This window comes from Halomicrobium katesii DSM 19301, from assembly GCF_000379085.1.
Classification (GTDB): Archaea; Halobacteriota; Halobacteria; order Halobacteriales; family Haloarculaceae; genus Halomicrobium; species Halomicrobium katesii.
In genome coordinates, this window is the sequence record NZ_KB905378.1 from 477978 (window position 1) to 494555 (window position 16578).

The window sequence follows — 16578 nt, forward strand, 5'->3', positions numbered from 1 at the left end:
CGCACAGAAGTTAGTGGGCCCGGGCGGATTTGAACCACCGGCCTCTTCCTTGTAAGGGAAGCGTCATAACCACTAGACCACGGGCCCGACACCGGCAGAGAAACGATGCGGGAAAATAACCCTTTCTCTCTGGAGGCGACAGCGTTACCCGGATCACACCCCAGGGGTCGAACATGGAGCGGTCGACAGCGGTCGTCGGGGGGACTATCGGGCTCCTCGTCGTCGGAGCGCTCGTCGTCTGGTCGGGCGTCTGGCTCCAGTTCGTCGATCCGGGGAGCGACGAGCGGACGACAGTGACGGTCGTCGACGAGGGCGGGACGGAACTCGGCGCGGTCGACGCCCGCATCGCCGACACGTGGCAGCAGCGACTCGTCGGGCTCAGCCGGACCGAGTCGCTGACCGTCGACGAGGGGATGGTGTTCGTCCACGACCGACAGGAGCGCCACGGCTACGTGATGCGCGAGATGTCGTTCCCGCTGGACATCGTCTTCGTGGCCGAGAACGGGACGATCACGCGGATCCACCACGCGCCAACGCCGGCCGACGGAGCCAGCGAGAGCGACCTCCAGGAGTACAGCGGCGAGGGCAAGTACGTCCTGGAAGTCAATCGCGGCTGGACCAACGAGACCGGCGTCTCCGTCGGCGACCGAGTGTCGATTCCCGGCGAGACGAGCGACGACGCGGTGAGCGGCGAGGGAGTCGACGATCAGCAGGCGACGGCATCCACGCCGGAGTGTCCCGCAGGGCCGACGAGGACGCCGTCGCCGGACAACGCGACCGTGACTGCACTGGACGACGACTGTGCGCCGCTGGGGACCGTCTCGGTGGCGATCGCAGACAACAGCAGCGAACGCATCACCGGGCTGAGCGACACCGACTCGCTGGCCGTCGACGAGGGGATGCTGTTCGTCTTTCCCGAAACCGGCGAGCACGCGTTCGTGATGCGAGAGATGTCGTTCCCGCTGGACATCGTCTACGTCGCCGCCAACGGGACGGTCACCCGGATCCACCACGCGCCGGTCCCCGAGGGCGAGTACGAGCGCCGGTATCCGGGTGAGGGCAAGTACGTCCTGGAGGTCAATCGCGGCTGGACCAACGAGACCGGCGTCTCCGTCGGCGACCGACTGCGGCTCCCGAACGTCACCGCCGCCTCGTGATCTGTGGGTCGGCGGTCGCTGTTGCCGTTCTCGAACCTATAGTAACAATTGAAACGATTTACACACCGATCGCACTGCCGTCGTGCGATCGGGTATGCATTGATTTTCAATGGCTACTATAGGTAGCGAGGTCAGATCTCGGCAATTCGACTGTGAACGCCGCTCCCCGAGGATCGTTGTCATCGATCCAGATATCGCCCCCGTACTGCTCGACGAGCGTTTCGACGAGGTACAGTCCGATACCGGTTCCGTCACTCTCCTTCCCCATCTCGTCTTTGTCGAAGACGCTTGGTTTGAACTCGTCCGAGATACCGGGACCGTTGTCCGCAACAGTCACGCGGGCAACGGTGTCCGTTACTGTCATGGTCACGGTGATATGTGGATCGTCCGTCTCGTTGTGATGGACTGCATTCGAGAGTAAGTTCCCGAACACCGCCTGAACCGCTCCGTTCGCCTCGATGGTGACGGTTGGAAGCGCCCCCTCTACACGGATGGTCGCGTCTTCGAACCTGCGCTGGGACTTGGTGACTTCGCTTGCGATCACGTCGGAGAGTTCGATCGGAGTGAAATCGACCGCGCCGCTCTCCTCCAGCGCATCGGTGAACGCACCGACGTTTGCCGTAAGCTCCGCGATGTGGTCACAGGTGTCCTGAATGCGTTCGAGATACTCGACACCGTCCTCGTCGACGTGGGGAGCGACGGCTCCTGCCCATCCCATGAGAAGCTGGACATCGTTGTTGATGTCGTGACGAACGAGGCGATTGATGAGTGCCAGCTCTTCGGTTTTCGTCTCCAGTTGCTGTTCGTGTCGCTTCTGCTGGGTGATATCTCTGGAGATGAACTGGACCGTTTCGTGATCGGCTGTCTCCCTGCGTGGTGTAACGATATTGTGAAACTGGCGGACGCCGATATTGTCCTGAAAGGTTACGGCGCTTCCGGCAGTGGTCGCGCGGCGGCCGTACTCCAGACGCTTGGCCGCCACGTCGGGATCGATGACCGACGACAGCCGCTCGCCGATCACCTGCTCCCGAGTCATTCCGTGTGAACTGGCCATCGACGTGTTCGCGGACAGGATCATTCCATCGGACGTGACTTCCACGATCTCGTCCGGCGTGTTGTCGACCAGTTGTTCGTACTTGCGGCGGGCCTCATACTGGGAGACGACGTTGTCGATTCGATTGGCGAGTAACTGGAGCTGTTCCCCGTCGATGATGCGGGTTTTTAACAGGTAATCGTCGATCCCGGCACCGATCGCTTCGCTCGCGACCGTCTCGTCACCCTGACCGGTGAGCAGGATGAACGGGACGTCGAACTCCGCGTCAATCGCCTTGTGGAGTTCCAGCCCGTCCATCGATGGCATCTCGTAATCGCTCACGACGCAGTCGATCTGCTGGTCGCGCATCACTGCTAACGCTTCCGATCCGGTACTCGCCGTCCGCGTGTTGAGGCCGTGTTTCTCTTCGAGCGTCTCCGACGTTATTTCGAGGAAGAAATCGCTATCGTCGACAACGAGAATCGTTGCGACGGGTGCCAAATTCATTACCCTTCGTTGTCCCAAGAGCAAGTTAACACGTTCCCTCACTCTATCTCGAATGATAACGGGCACACGACCGTGACACTGGTTTCTCCGCGTGACTGCCGTAGTGGCCCCTCACGTGCTTGCTGTGCCCGCTGTCTTTCTCCCATACGACGACCTTTTGAGGCCAGCACCATTGATAAGCGAGCATGGATGTCGACGCCGGGGACGACGACGCCTTCGAGGACGTTCGCGAAAACGTCGATCACCCGATGCGCCGGCTGTTCGCCGAATACGGCCGGGACAACACCGGCGCGTTCACGGTCGGCCTACTGAGTAGTATCGCCGCGCGACTGCTCGATTTGTTGCCGCCGGTGTTGCTCGGCGTCGCCGTCGACGCGATCTTTCGGAACGACCGCCCGTTCGCACTCGGTCCAGTCGATCTATCGGCGTACGCCTCTGATCCCGAGTCCCAGGTGATACTCGCGTCGAGCATCATCGCTGGCGCGTTCATCCTCGGCGCTGGCTTTCACTGGACCCGAAACTGGGGGTGGAACGCCTTCGCCCAGCGCATCCAACACGCCGTCCGGACCGACACCTACGACCGGATGCAGCGGCTCAACATGGACTTCTTCGCCGACAAGCAGACCGGCGAGATGATGTCGGTCCTCTCGAACGACGTGAACCGCCTCGAACGGTTCCTCAACGACGGGATGAACTCGGCGTTCCGGCTGTCGGTGATGGTCCTGGGGATCTCGGCGATCCTCTTTTACTACAACTGGCAGCTCGCACTCCTGACGCTGGTGATCGTCCCGGCCATCGCGTTCTTCACTTACCGATTCATCAAGGCGATCCAGCCCAAGTACGCCGACGTGCGCTCCTCTGTCGGCCAGCTCAACTCCCGGCTGGAGAACAACCTCGGCGGCGTGCAGGTCATCAAGACCTACAGCACCGAGAGCTACGAGTCCGATCGCGTCGAGGACACCTCCCGCGACTACTTCGACGCGAACTGGGGCGCGATCACGACCCGGATCAAGTTCTTCCCGGGACTGCGCGTCCTCGCTGGCGTGGGCTTCGTCATCACCTTCCTCGTCGGCGGGCTCTGGGTGTACAGCGGCGAGGGGCCGTGGATCTTCACCGGGACGCTCTCCGAGGGAGAGTTCGTCGTCTTCATCCTCCTCTCACAGCGGTTCATCTGGCCGATGGCGCAGTTCGGGCAGATCATCAACATGTACCAGCGGGCCTACGCATCGGCCGAGCGCATCTTCGGTCTGATGAACACGCCCAGCCTCATCGAGGAGACCGACGACGCCGAGGAGCTGGCGGTCACCGACGGGGAAGTCGAGTACGATGGGGTCACCTTCGGCTACGGGGAGACGCAGAGCGTCTCCGAACAGTCGAGCGGGGAGGGAACCGATCCCGCCGACGACGAGGTCATCCTCGACGACGTGTCTTTCACCGTCGACGGCGGCGACACGCTCGCACTCGTCGGGCCGACGGGCGCGGGCAAGTCGACCGTGATGAAGCTCCTGATGCGGATGTACGACGTGAACGACGGCGCGGTCAGGATCGACGGCCAGGACGTGTGCGACGTGACCATCCCGAGCCTGCGGGACGCGATCGGCTACGTCAGCCAGGAGACGTTCCTCTTTCACGGCACTGTCCGTGACAACATCGCCTACGGGAGCTTCGACGCCACCGACGAGGAGATCCGCGAGGCGGCCAAGGCCGCCGAGGCCCACGGCTACATCCAGAACCTCCCCGACGGCTACGAGACGATGGTCGGCGAACGCGGCGTCAAGCTCTCTGGGGGGCAGCGCCAGCGCGTCGCCATCGCCCGCGCGATCCTCAAAGACCCCGAGATTCTCGTCCTCGACGAGGCCACCAGCGACGTGGACACGGAGACGGAGATGCTGATCCAGCGCTCGCTGGACCGGCTCACCGCCGACCGAACCACCTTCACTATCGCTCACCGCCTCTCGACGGTCAAGGATGCCGACCAGATCGTCGTCCTCGAAGACGGCTCGGTCGTCGAACGCGGCTCCCACGACGACCTGCTCGCCGAGGACGGCCTGTACGCCAACCTCTGGGCCGTCCAGGCCGGCGAGATCGACGAACTCCCCGAAGAGTTCGTCCGGCGCGCCACCGAGCGCCGCTCGCAGGTGGATGCGGAGGTCGGGGACGACGACTGATCTCGCCGGTGCACCCGACGCTCGTTCATCGAGCGTCAACGCCAAAGCCGGCGCGGGCGACTAACGGCTCTCGCCGGCGCACCCGACGCTCGTTCATCGAGCGTCAACGCCAAAGCCGGCGCGGGCGACTAACGGCTCTCGTCGGCGCACCCGACGCCCGCTCGTCGGGCGAGATTTCCGCGACAGCTCATACTGCCGGCTGTAACTGTTTCAAGATATTCGCGACCACGGGGTCGCGAAATTCTGTACAGACTTACAGCCGGCAGTATCAGTCGAGAGGGATATCCTGCTCGAAAACGCCTGCTGGAGTGGCTTCGCCGCCCTGTTACAGCAGCCGATCTGAATCGACCGAATCGGGGAAGAGAGTCTGGCTGTTTGCCACTCTCGTCGATCAGCGAGATCGGAGAGCGAAGTACGCAATCACGACGAGACCAACGACCGGAGCAACTAAATCGACCGCAAATCGCGCGAGATTTCCCGTCATATAGACGAACGCGAGGCCGAGGATCAACGTCACGACGAGCAGGCCGGCGAAACCCCAGGCGTACCTCGGTAGCTTATTGTCGTCACGACGGTCGATATCTGAACCGGTCAGCGCACCCAGGGCGGCGACGACGCCGGACATCCCCCACAGCAGACCAATAGTCAGCTCCGGCACCCACGTAATCGCTGGTGAGTCTGCAATAGATTCGATCACCGGAAGGACCTGCATAAATAACATTGATCCTCCAACGGCAAGGAACGCCACCGCTTTCTGGGTGTGCTCGTTCATCGTATTACAGGTGTTCTTGCCCAGAGAGAGAATAGTTCTGGGCGGTTGAGGGATGCCCGTCTGGTCGAACTGCTATTGTCGAGAGACATTTGTTGTATAAATGTATACTTGTTGAAGGATATAAAACCAGAGCGTTGTAAATGGGTACATATAGGATGTGGGAAGTGGCTACTATGTCCACCAGCGTCGATCAACGAACTCCCCAAAGAATTCGTCCGGCGCACGACCGAACGCTCCCCGCAGGTCAACGCCGAGGTCGTGGAGGACGACTGATACGGTTTATTGTAGGTGCGTACCGGTGATCGTCTACCCCGTGGCGACGATCACCGGTACGCACCTACAATAATCCGTATAAAAGAGACTGCTGAGCGACATTCTGTGCGAACACGCTGCACCAACCGAAACAGAAGGGTAGGCGGAAGTTTGCTATAGTAGCCATTGAAAACCAATGCACACCCGATCGCACGACGACAGTGCGATCGGTGTGTAAATCGTTTCATACGGACGGTTGTAGGCGTTTACCCAGTTGACCGCACGACGGCGTGCGGTCGATCTGGTAAAGACCTACAACTTTCCGTATCAATTGTTACTATAGCACCCGGCCGTCACCGATATCGGTGGGCGAAGTACGTGATCAGAGCACCGATCGGAGCAACTAACTCAGCTCCGAATCGCAGGTAATCGTCCGTGAGATAGCCGAACCCGAGGCCGACGATGAAGATGGCGACGAACAGGCTAGCCCACCCCCAGACGTAACTTGGTAACTGATCACTGTCACGACCGTCAATACCCGAACCGCTCAGTTCACCCAGGGCACCGACGACACCTGTCGCTGCCCACAGCAGACCGAGAGTCACCTCCGGCACCCACGCGATAGCTGAGAGATGCGCGGCGGATTCGACCGTGGGAACGATCCGCAAAAATGACACTGATCCGCTAAGCCCAAGGAACGCCACCGCCTTGCTGGTGCGCTCGTTCATTATATTACGAACTCACTCATAGGAAATATAGATTTCCAGTGAGGATATAATTCCGCTGTCGATGTGATCCGTAACGACGAGGGAGTCGATCGCAGCGCTGTACTCGCCGTTCGGTGGCCGTGGCCGAGACGCCGATAGTCCGTAGCGTGCTCTTCCTGCTCGCCGTCCCGACGCAGTCAATCGATGCGTCGCGGCGCTGTCAGTCGTCGTAGGGCCAGTCGCCGACGATCTGCATACCCTCCGCGAGATCCTGCTCTTCGAGTGCCGTCGCGATCTCGGCGGTGTCTCTCCGTGGTAGCGACCGCTCCTCGTCGGCCAGTTCGACCGCCAGTTCCGTCAGGAGCACGGCCTGCTCGCGAAGCGTCCTGGGTTCGAGCTTGTCCAGCGTGTCGGCGTGGGTGTGGCCCCATCCCCGTCCCTCGTCGTCGGTCTCGCTCATGACGTGAATGCCGGGGACGCCCCACTGGACGAAGGGCCAGTGGTCGCTGTGGGGGTTCATCGTCGGCGAGGTCGTGATCGGGTGGTCGAGCCGGTCGGCGACGGCCTCGGTGGCGTCGATCAGACCGTCGAAGCCGTGGGTGTAACACTGGAGCGTCCGGCCGCGGACGACGCCGTCGAGGTTCAGGACCGCCTTCACGTCTTCCAGGTCGGTCTCGTCGGCCAGCCGGCTCGATCCCACGAGCCCGACCTCCTCGGCACCGAAGGCGACGAACTCCACGCGCGTGTCCAGCTCGCCCTCGCGAGCGGCGAGTGCCTTCGCGACCTCGACGACCGTCGCCGTCCCCGCGCCGTTGTCCATCGCCCCCTCCGCGATGTCGTGGGCGTCGACGTGGCTGGTCACGAGGACCGCCTCGTCGGTGTCGGGGCCGAGTTCGGCGTGGACGTTCTGGCTCGTCGCGTCCGGCGTCGCACAGTCGACGCTGACGGTCGCCGTCTCGCCCTCGTAGCGGCGTGCGAGGCGCGCGCCGGTCTCGCGAGCGACGCCGACGGCCGGTACGTCGCCGATCGGTTCCTCGGGCGTGCCGACGCTGCCGGTCGGCGGGAGCATCCCCTCGACGTGGTTGACGTAGACGAACGCTGCCGCCCCCGCCTCGACCGCGTGATAGTACTTCTCTCGGCGGTGGATGTAGCGGTCGTACCAGTCGGGCACGTCCGAGCGCGCGATCACCACCGCGTCCTCGCAGTCGACCTCGGCGAACTCCTCGGGCAGGCCGTGGCCGGCGTCGACCAGCCGACCGGTCACCGCACCGGCCGGCGAGCGCGGGAGCGCGATCACCGCCCGGTCGTCGCTGGCGACGGTCTCGCCGTCGGCCGTGATCGCACTCGCCTCGCGCTCCCAGCCCTGGATGTCGAACGTGGACAGCCCGGCGTCGCGGGCGTACTCTGCGAGGGCATCCCGCGTCGCCTCGGCGGCCGCCCGTTCCCCTTCACTGCCGGCCATCCGGGTGCCCGTATCGACCAGTTCGGTGAGGTGTCTCCAGCCCGCGTCGCTCGTGAACGTCTCGCCGATCCACTCGGTCATGTCCGTCTCTGGGTTCGGAAACGGTTTGAATCACGGGGTCCGATCCGTGGCGCGGAAAGATCACCTTTCTCACCTCGCGGTACCGGAAAGCGTCCGTTTCGTCCCGTACTGGGCATATAACTTACTCGCCGGCTTCGAACTGCTCGCTGTGATGACCGACTGTAGAACCGCGGGCACCGAAATCGTCACCGAGTTCCGACGGCCCGGGAACAGGACAGTCGTTACGGCCTCGGACTTCGAGTCCTATAGTAACAATTGAAACGATGTACACACCGATCGCACTGTGGTCGTGCGATCGAGTGTGCATTGATTTTCAATGGCTACTATAGCGTGCGGTCGTCACTCCTCTTGCCGGTCACCGTGACGAATCTTCGCCCACTCCGCTCGTGAAGACGCAGAAAACGGGTGGCGGGGACTGAGCGACATCCGAGACTTCGCGAGGGTCGGAAGACACGCAGTGTGTCCGGGGTTCGAACCGGAAAGAGCCGGTCGGCCTCACTACGTTCAGCCGCTGGGACTCTTAGAGTTCGCATCCCGCGCTGCCGCTTCGCTCACTGCGTTCGCTGCACGGGCGGCGGGGGATTCGAACCCCCGACCATCTGGTCCGGAACCAGGCGTTCTGTCCACTGAACTATAGTAGCCATTGAAAATCAATGCACACCCAATCGCACGACAGCAGTGCGATCGGTGTGTAAATCGTTTCAATTGTTACTATAGCCGCCCTCGGAGAAACGTTGCTCTCGACTCGGTTTGCATCGATCGATCGCGGAGAACAGCACCGCCTCGGTCAGGGCTGTTCGCCGGTCTCGATCGTGAACTCGTCGGTCGGGTAGGCGACGCAGGTCAGGCAGTAGCCCTCGTCCATGTCGTCGTCGAACAGCGACTCGTTCTGGCTGTGTCGGATGTAGTCGGTGGCGGGGCCGTCCTGAATCTGGCCGCCACAGGAGACACACTGGCCCTGTCGGCATGCATAGGGCAGGTCCCACCCCTCGTCCTCGCCAGCGTCCAGGATGGTCTCGTTGTTCGCGACCTCGATCGTCTCGCCTTCCTTGGCGAACTCGATCTCGTAGTACTCGACCTCGTCGTCGGCGATCTCGTCGGGGTCGAATCCGTCGTCTGCCTCCTCTGCGCCCTCTTCGAGCTCTGCGCCCTCTTCGCCCGCCGGGATCGCCGCTGCGCTGCCGCCACCGCCGATCGAGCGGTTGTACGGCTCTGGGAAGTCCGTCTCCGGCACCGTCGCCGCTCGTTTCTCGATCACGTTCTGGGAGATATCCTCGCTCGGTTCCCAGCCCGTGCCCGAGCTGTAGTGGACCGCGACGACGACGATGGTGAGCACGGCCCCAGCGGCGACACTCACTGGTTCTACCATGCGCGAAGCTTTGGAGCACTGGCTTATTTAGCTGTTGTTTTGGCTGGCCGCTGGTGCCCGTCTTCGGGACAACCACACGAGGTGAGAGGAGTTCGTACGACACTGAAGTGGCACGTCGGTCGATTCCCGACAGTAGCAAGCAGGCATAACGGCAAGGGAGACGTTAATCTGTTCAGCGGCGTCGCTGGCGTGGCGGCGCTGTCGCCCGCGTCGTTGCCGGCACTTGTGATTCCCTGAGCAGAGCTTCGGGCCCATTCGCTGATGGCCTTCCACAGACCGACGCAGCGGCTATTCATACTGCCGGCTGTAACTGTTTCAAGATATTCGCGACCACGGGGTCGCAATATTCTTTACAGACTTACAGCCGGCAGTATCAGCCCGCAGGGGCCCGCCACTACTAGTAACTTTTCTAATATTAGAGGGTAGAAAATGTTAGAAAGTGTTACCAAAAATATAATTAATAGACACGTCTGCGGAGACGCAATGCGAGATAGACGGAATTTCATTCGAATGGCAGCAGGATCGATCGCAGCTCTGAGTACCGTCGGAACCGCTAGCGCCGCCCGGCGTACACACGGACTCTCCAAACAGAAGGTCAATAAAGCGTTTCACCGGGGCATAATTCAGGACGGTGCTGCTGGTGCCCGGGCAAACCTGGAAGACCTCGGTATCGAGGATCCAACTGTCAAGTCGCACAACGACTTCAACGTACAGACCGATCCAGAGACGCTGACGGAGGAGGACGACGATGCAGGCCGCATCAGTCCTGAACACAAATACGGAGATCCGGAAAACACGGATTCCAAACTGTTCGTCAGTCAGCACAATGTCGACGGGAGTGACGACAAAGTGAGGGTTTCCGTCGGCATGGCCCTCCGTGACCCAACGATGACACTGGGGCATGCATACTGGTGTGATGACGCAATCGGTGTCGGATACAACAGTTCCGACTGGGCTCCTGTGGGAAATCCCGTCGTCAGGGCAAGCAAGGACCACAGCGCACGGTTTACATCAGATGACGTCGCAGATGATGCCCTCGCCGGTACCGTGAAGATTCATAACCACGACAAGGGAGCCTTGAACCCAGACCCGCTTCCGCGAGCCACAGCAACTCTTAGCGGCGTGTTCCGTCTGCGAGACGGTAAAGTACCGACGACTCTCTGGGGGTCCTACAATCACACCACCTCTGTCAGTCCCACGTCTGCAATTGAGAGCATTACTGGTGGAAAGGGAGGACTTTCCCTCCAAATTAGCCCCGAGGCCCAGAAAGTCTGGAGTATCGCAGACTCGGTCGACCCAAGGGAAGAACTCTGATAACGTCTTGAATCGAATTAGTTACAACATCTCAGAACCACATATAAACTAACAATGACGAAATCTGATGCGTCACTACAGGCTCACCTTCGGGCAATCCGGACCGCCGTCGCTGGCGTTGCTCTAGCAATTTTAGTGGCCGGAGCGAATGATATCGGGTCACTCGGATTCTGGCTGCTTGTCGTCACCGTCCTCGTCATCGCGTACTCGTTCGTTCCGACGGTACTCAACAGCTGAAACGGGTACCCCTCGGTGGGCTTGCGAGTCGGGAGCTCTTAAGCCCCCGACGCTACCAGCACCTCGCGTGAGGGGGAGCACTGCACCCCACTCCGACGGCCAGAGTCTCGACAATCTTGTGTGGCTCATCCTCTCGTGGTTGCCAGCTACTGTCAAAAAGCGGCTGAAACGCCGCTACAAGAAACAAAATTAAAATAGGAACTCTCGGGACCAACTGTATGGGAATACGCGAGTCGTGGAACGAACTCGGAACCGGCGGCAAGATACTGGTCGGGCTGGCCGTCGGCGTCGTCCTCTTGGCCGTGTTGCTCGTGGTGTTGGTCGTTCTCGCGGCGGTGCTCGCGTCGTTCGTCCTCGGCGTCGGGGACGAGGCCGCCCAGACGACACCCACGGTGTCGTTCGACTTCGACTACGACGACTCGACAACGACGACGACGATCCGTCACGAGATGGGCGATTCGATCCCGGCGAGCCAGCTCAGGGTCGTCGTCGGCGAGCGGCGCGTCGGTTGGGCCGACGGCGGCGGTGCCGTCAGCGGTGACGACGGCGAGGTGGTCGCCGGAGACTCGATCACCGTCGACACCCAGCCGGGCGACCGCATCAGCGTCGTCTACGACGGGCCGGACACGACTTCGACGCTGGCCGCCCACGAGATCCACGAGGTAACGGTCACGGCCTCGTAGCTCACCGCCTCTCGGTACACGACTGCACTGTCCCGGTCTTTACTCCTCGCGGCGGGGCACGTCGTGACGACCGAACCCGTAGCGGAGCCGGTTGGCCAGCCGGCGGGCGAAGCGACCGGGGTCGTCGCCGTCGGTCGATCGCGACGAGAACCGCTCGGCCAGCGCCTGGTAGATCAGCGGCGTCGGCACCTCCTGTTCGAGGGCCTCCTGGACGGTCCAGGTGCCGGTCGAGCCGCCCTCGACGCGGTCGGCCACGTCTCCGAGGTCGGTGCCCTCCTCGCGGAAGGCCTCCTCACAGAGTTCCAGTAGCCACGAGCGGATCACTGCGCCGTTGTTCCACGTGCGCGCGACCGATTCGAGATCGAGGTCGAAGCGTCCCTCCGCGAGCAGCTCGAACCCTTCGCCGTAGGCCTGCATCAGGGCGTACTCGACGCCGTTGTGGACCATCTTCACGTAGTGGCCGCTGCCGGTCGGACCCATGCGGTCGTGGCCCGCCGGTCCGGTCGCGACCGCGTCGAACACCGGTACCAGTGCCTCGTAGGCCCACTCTGGACCGCCGACCATCAGCGAGAACCCTTCTTCGGCGCTGGCGGGGCCACCGGAGGTGCCACAGTCGACGTAGGCGGCGTCGGTGCGCTCGGCGCGCCGGAGCGTGTCGTGGAAGTTCGAGTTACCGCCGTCGACGATCACGTCGTCGGCGTCGACCAGTCCGTCGAGTTCGTCCAGCGCGGCGTCGATCGGGTCGCCGGCCGGGACCATCAGCCAGATGCGCTTCTCCGCGCCGAGCTGGTCGGCCACGTCCGCGATCGAGTCGGCCGGCGTCGCGCCCGCCTCGGCCGCGTCGGCGACGGCCTCCTCGTCAATGTCGAACGCGACCACGTCGTGGCCGGCTGCGAGTGTCCTGTCGGCGACGATCCGTCCCATCCGTCCGAGTCCGATAACACCGAGTTCCATACCGGTAGCTCTCGGGGGCTGTGTGGTATGGATTGCGGTTTTCGGCTCCCTCGAACTCGCGCTCGGACGGACGACAGCGGCTGTCGTCGCGTCACGATAGTCGCCAGCCGGAATGGCGACGGTCGCCCCAGACTGGCGGCCGACAGTGTGAGAACGGTGTTTACTCTTCGTCGCGCATCTCGTCGAGGCGGCCGATCAGCTCGTCCTGGTCGGCGTCGGACTCGAAGCTGACGTCGCCGTCGTGGTCGTTGTTGTGGACGTTGACGGCCTCGTCCTCGTCGATGTCGTTGTCCTGATCCTTCTGTTCGGACTCGTCGTAGCTACCAAATCCCATGTGTAGACCCACATCGGTCAGCTACAAAAGCATCGTGGCTTGCTTGCGGCACGGCAGAGAGTCACGCTCGCAGCCCTCGCCCTCGGCGCTCGGACGACTCTGTCCGACTACCCCAGCGCGATGTCGAGGTACAGCATCACGACGACGCCGGCCATCGTCCCCAGCGTCGCGACGCGCTCGTGGCCTCGCGTGTGGGTCTCGGGGACGATCTCGTCGCTGATGACGAACAGCATCGCGCCCGCGGCAAAGCCCATCGCGTAGGGGAGCAGCGGTGCGACGACGCTGACCGCGACCGCTCCGATCACCGCAAGGGGGATCTCGACCGCGCCCGACCGGATCCCGGCGAAGACGGCGTAGGCGCGCCGGTCCAGCCCGGCGTTGATCGCGGCCACGGAGACGGCCAGCCCCTCCGGCACGTTCTGGATCCCGATCGCGATCATCAGCGGGATCGCCTCTTCGACGTTGCCCGAGCCAAAGCCCACGCCGACGGCCAGTCCCTCCGACATGTTGTGCAGCGTGATCGCCAGCACGAACAGGACGACCGCGCCGAGTCGCTCGTCGACGGCGGGGAGCCGATCAGTCGGGTCCGCGGCGTCGGTCCGGCGGCTGCCCGTCAGGAGGTAGTGGGCGTGGGGGACGAACCGGTCTGCCTGATCGAGAAAGAGGGCACCGAGGACGACGCCGGCCAGCGTCGGGAGCGGGTCCCCGCCGGAGTACTGCTCGATGCCGGGGATGATGAGGCTCGTGAACGCCGCCGCCAGCATGACGCCCGCGGCAAAGCCAAGCGCGCCGTCCAGCGCCCGCTCTGACGGATCGCGCCACACGAGCACGAGCGACGCTCCCAGGAGGTTCATCGCGGCGATGACGATCCCACCGACCAGTCCCTGGACCACCGGATCGGTCCCCACCACTCGGACGAACAGCTCCGGTATCGTCTGTAGCATACCTCACCCACTCCCGGGAGGATCTAACTGTTGTCGAATCCGTGGCGGAACGCTTTTGCTCGCGCTCCGCGCACGCCGATCCAATGGATCGCAGGGCTCGCGGACTCGCGCTCGTCGGCCTCGGCGTGCTGGTGATCGTCGGCACACTCGCCGTCGGTGCCGTGACCGCGCCCGACCGGAGCGTGACCGACGGCGACGAGCGACAGACGCTCGTCGGCTCACAGGGCGGTGGCACCGGGTGGCACGACCACGGCAGCGTCTATCTGGTCGACAGCGACGAGATCGCCTGGCGCGAGGACAGCGCCGACAGCTACTTCGACGTGACCATGCTCCCGAACGGGTCGGTGATGGCCGGGTTCATGCACTCTGGCTACGAGGACGGCTGTGGCCCCTACGAGACGCCCTGTACGAAGACCGGGTTCCGGGTCATCGATCCCGACGCCGACGGCGGTCCGACGGTCGTCTCGGAGCACGCCGTCCCGGTTCGCAGCCAGGGCAACAGCGAGGTCCACGACGTGGAACGACTGCCCTCGGGCGAGTACCTCATGACCGACATGGACGCCGAGCGCCTCGTCACCGTCCGGGACGGCGAGGTGACCTGGGAGTGGCGAGCCAGCGAGCTGTACACTGCCCCTGAGGACCCGACCCGTCGCGACTGGCTCCACATCAACGACGTGGACGTGATCAACGAGAGCCACTACCTCGTCTCGGTGCGCAACGCCAACCAGATCGTCGTCGTCGAGCGCGGCGCGGGTGCCGTCGAGGTGATCAACGCCGACCGCGGCGGCAGCGACGACAGCTGTCTCGTCCGGGGCGAACAGCTCGTTCCCGACGCCGACGGCGACGTGCGCTGTGGCGACCCCGACGTGTTGAACCACCAGCACAATCCCCAGTGGCTCGGCGACGGCGCGGTGCTGGTCGCCGACAGCGACAACGACCGCGTCGTCGAACTCCACCGGACCGAGAGCGGCGAGTGGGAGCCCGCCTGGACCCTGGAGCGAGCGGGCGGCATCCGGCTGGACTGGCCCCGAGACGCCGACCGGCTGTCGAACGGCAACACGCTGGTGACCGACACGCTCAACACCCGCATCTTCGAGATCGATCGGAACGGCACCGTCGTCTGGAGCAGGAAAACACCGGACACGTCCCAGATCCCCTACGAGGCCGAACGGCTCCCCGAGGGCGAGCGCGTCGGCGGGCAGCGCTACTCCGGCGGAGAGGCCGCGGGAGAGACAGACGGTCGGACGCCGACGGCGACGCCGGACGCACCGGGCGGGGACGTGCCCGGGCTCTCGCTGGGGATGACGGTGTTGCGCGCGGCCGTCCCGTCGACGCCCTTCTGGTTCGGAGAGGCCCACCTCGGATTCTCGCTGGTGGGTCTCGTGCTGGTCGTCGGTGGCGGGATCGACCGCTGGCGCGCGCCGTGACCCGCGGGCGTCCGACCCCTTACAGCGGCTCGCCCCGGCCGAGCACCTTCCGCATCTCCATCGCCGACGCGAAGTCCGCCCGCGAGACGACGCGGGTCCCCTCCGGGGTCGTGACGAACGCCTCGCTGGCCCGCGCCTGATCGAGTGCCACGAGCGCGTCGAAGGCCGGCATCGAGCCGTCGAAGGTCGGCAGGTCCGTCGCCATCAGGTCGGCGACGGTCGTCGTCTCGCGCTCCTCGGGCGCGACCGCCCGGAAGTCGTTGCCGCTGATGACCCCGACCACGTCCCCGTCCTCGACGACCGCGAACTCGGTGCGGCGGTCGGCGAACATGCGGGTCACCAGCTCCGAGACCGTGGCGTCGGCCTCGATGGTGGCGTCGGGCGCGGCCGCCATGTCGGTGACGGTCAGTCCCTCCAGTAGATCACCCAGCGCGACGGTTCGAGACTCGCTGCTCGCGGCCCCGTAGATGAACAGCGCCAGCAGGACGAGCATCGGATTGAACCCGCCCAGCAGTCCGGCGGCCCCGAAGAGGATCGCGAACAGCTTCCCGACGGTCGCCGCCGTTCGCGTCGCCCCGACGTAGGATCGATTCCGGGCCAGCAGCGCTCGCAGGACTCGGCCGCCGTCCATTGGGAACGCGGGGACCATGTTGAACACCGCGAGCACGACGTTGGTGACCGCGAGCCAGCCGACGACAAAGACGACTACCGGCTGGGTGGCCGGGATCACGAACAGCGCGCCGTAGCAGGCCAGTCCCGTGAGCACGCTGGTGGCCGGCCCCGCGACGGCGATCCAGAACTCCTTGTTCCACTCGCGGGGGATCGCGCTGAGGCTGGCGAGACCGCCCAGGATCCACAGCGTGATCGATTCGACTTCCAGGTCGTAGCGCAGCGCGGCCCAGGCGTGGCCCAGCTCGTGCAGGGCGACGCTGACGAACAGGCCGACGGCGGCGGCCGAGCCGATGATCCAGGGGATCGCGTCGTCGGCGGTGAGCGCGTCGGTGTCGAGCGGCACTCCGGTCAGTCCCTCGATGAGACCGGCGTACAGTTCGATCTGTTGACCGCTGTCCAGCAGCCACGCGAACAGCGGCAACACGACGAGCAACGAGATGTGGATCTTGATCGGGATTCCCCACACCTGAGCGACTTTGAACGAGCGCATACCGCTAGCTGTCGC

At 63.8% G+C, this 16578-nt stretch carries 14 protein-coding genes, 2 tRNA genes and 1 pseudogene; 6 read left to right on the forward strand and 11 right to left on the reverse strand.

Translation table 11 applies throughout. From position 1 onward, the window contains the following. Positions 1 to 14 precede the first annotated feature (14 nt). A tRNA-Val gene (locus HALKA_RS0102425) sits at positions 15 to 87 on the reverse strand. Positions 88 to 173: 86 nt separating this feature from the next. On the opposite strand from HALKA_RS0102425, the pseudogene HALKA_RS22325 reads away from it, so the two are divergent. Both HALKA_RS22325 and HALKA_RS22330 read left to right on the forward strand, forming a co-directional pair. Continuing rightward, positions 174 to 659: pseudogene (locus tag HALKA_RS22325) on the forward strand (DUF192 domain-containing protein); the annotation flags it as partial. Between the two features lie 165 nt (positions 660 to 824). Further along, positions 825 to 1157, forward strand: a complete 333-nt coding sequence (locus HALKA_RS22330; protein WP_245545414.1) for a DUF192 domain-containing protein — start codon at positions 825 to 827, stop codon at positions 1155 to 1157. A gap of 106 nt (positions 1158 to 1263) precedes the next feature. Here HALKA_RS22330 and HALKA_RS0102435 read toward each other — a convergent pair whose 3' ends face one another. Beyond that, positions 1264 to 2697, reverse strand: coding sequence for a response regulator (locus HALKA_RS0102435; protein ID WP_018256502.1), 1434 nt, complete (start codon positions 2695 to 2697; stop codon positions 1264 to 1266). Positions 2698 to 2882: 185 nt separating this feature from the next. On the opposite strand from HALKA_RS0102435, the gene HALKA_RS0102440 reads away from it, so the two are divergent. Then, positions 2883 to 4865 carry an ABC transporter ATP-binding protein gene (locus HALKA_RS0102440; RefSeq protein ID WP_018256503.1) on the forward strand — a complete coding sequence of 661 codons (1983 nt, stop codon included), beginning with the start codon at positions 2883 to 2885 and terminating at the stop codon, positions 4863 to 4865. Between the two features lie 391 nt (positions 4866 to 5256). On the opposite strand, the gene HALKA_RS0102445 is transcribed toward HALKA_RS0102440, so the two are convergent. The 5 genes from HALKA_RS0102445 to HALKA_RS0102465 all read right to left on the reverse strand — a co-directional run bounded on the left by HALKA_RS0102445 (position 5257) and on the right by HALKA_RS0102465 (position 9508). Beyond that, complete coding sequence (locus HALKA_RS0102445) at positions 5257 to 5637, reverse strand: hypothetical protein (RefSeq protein ID WP_018256504.1); 381 nt, start codon at positions 5635 to 5637, stop codon at positions 5257 to 5259. A gap of 605 nt (positions 5638 to 6242) precedes the next feature. Next, the gene (locus HALKA_RS0102450) at positions 6243 to 6617 is read right to left on the reverse strand and encodes a hypothetical protein (RefSeq protein ID WP_018256505.1); all 375 of its coding nucleotides are present in this window, start codon (positions 6615 to 6617) and stop codon (positions 6243 to 6245) included. Positions 6618 to 6816: 199 nt separating this feature from the next. Next, positions 6817 to 8139, reverse strand: a complete 1323-nt coding sequence (locus tag HALKA_RS0102455) for a M28 family peptidase (protein ID WP_018256506.1) — start codon at positions 8137 to 8139, stop codon at positions 6817 to 6819. Positions 8140 to 8711: 572 nt separating this feature from the next. Then, positions 8712 to 8781 (reverse strand) — tRNA-Arg (locus HALKA_RS0102460). 145 nt (positions 8782 to 8926) lie between these two features. Continuing rightward, entirely contained in the window at positions 8927 to 9508 is a 582-nt protein-coding gene (locus tag HALKA_RS0102465; RefSeq protein ID WP_018256508.1) for a 2Fe-2S iron-sulfur cluster-binding protein, read from the reverse strand. A 510-nt stretch (positions 9509 to 10018) separates the two neighbouring features. On the opposite strand from HALKA_RS0102465, the gene HALKA_RS20720 reads away from it, so the two are divergent. Next, entirely contained in the window at positions 10019 to 10822 is an 804-nt protein-coding gene (locus tag HALKA_RS20720; RefSeq protein WP_155119352.1) for a hypothetical protein, read from the forward strand. Between the two features lie 455 nt (positions 10823 to 11277). Next, a complete protein-coding gene (locus tag HALKA_RS0102480; protein ID WP_018256511.1) occupies positions 11278 to 11742 on the forward strand; it encodes a type IV pilin domain-containing protein in 465 nt (154 codons plus the stop codon). Between the two features lie 39 nt (positions 11743 to 11781). Here HALKA_RS0102480 and HALKA_RS0102485 read toward each other — a convergent pair whose 3' ends face one another. From HALKA_RS0102485 to HALKA_RS0102495, 3 genes are all read right to left on the reverse strand, one after another. Further along, the gene (locus HALKA_RS0102485) at positions 11782 to 12729 is read right to left on the reverse strand and encodes a decarboxylating 6-phosphogluconate dehydrogenase (RefSeq protein WP_342661899.1); all 948 of its coding nucleotides are present in this window, start codon (positions 12727 to 12729) and stop codon (positions 11782 to 11784) included. 127 nt (positions 12730 to 12856) lie between these two features. Then, positions 12857 to 13030 carry a DUF5786 family protein gene (locus HALKA_RS0102490; RefSeq protein ID WP_012807936.1) on the reverse strand — a complete coding sequence of 58 codons (174 nt, stop codon included), beginning with the start codon at positions 13028 to 13030 and terminating at the stop codon, positions 12857 to 12859. 107 nt (positions 13031 to 13137) lie between these two features. Next, positions 13138 to 13974 carry a ZIP family metal transporter gene (locus tag HALKA_RS0102495; protein ID WP_018256513.1) on the reverse strand — a complete coding sequence of 279 codons (837 nt, stop codon included), beginning with the start codon at positions 13972 to 13974 and terminating at the stop codon, positions 13138 to 13140. A gap of 83 nt (positions 13975 to 14057) precedes the next feature. On the opposite strand from HALKA_RS0102495, the gene HALKA_RS0102500 reads away from it, so the two are divergent. After that, on the forward strand, positions 14058 to 15401 hold the full coding sequence (locus tag HALKA_RS0102500) for an aryl-sulfate sulfotransferase (RefSeq protein WP_018256514.1): 1344 nt from the start codon (positions 14058 to 14060) through the stop codon (positions 15399 to 15401). A gap of 19 nt (positions 15402 to 15420) precedes the next feature. On the opposite strand, the gene HALKA_RS0102505 is transcribed toward HALKA_RS0102500, so the two are convergent. Next, positions 15421 to 16563, reverse strand: a complete 1143-nt coding sequence (locus tag HALKA_RS0102505) for a site-2 protease family protein (protein WP_018256515.1) — start codon at positions 16561 to 16563, stop codon at positions 15421 to 15423. Positions 16564 to 16578 lie beyond the last annotated feature (15 nt).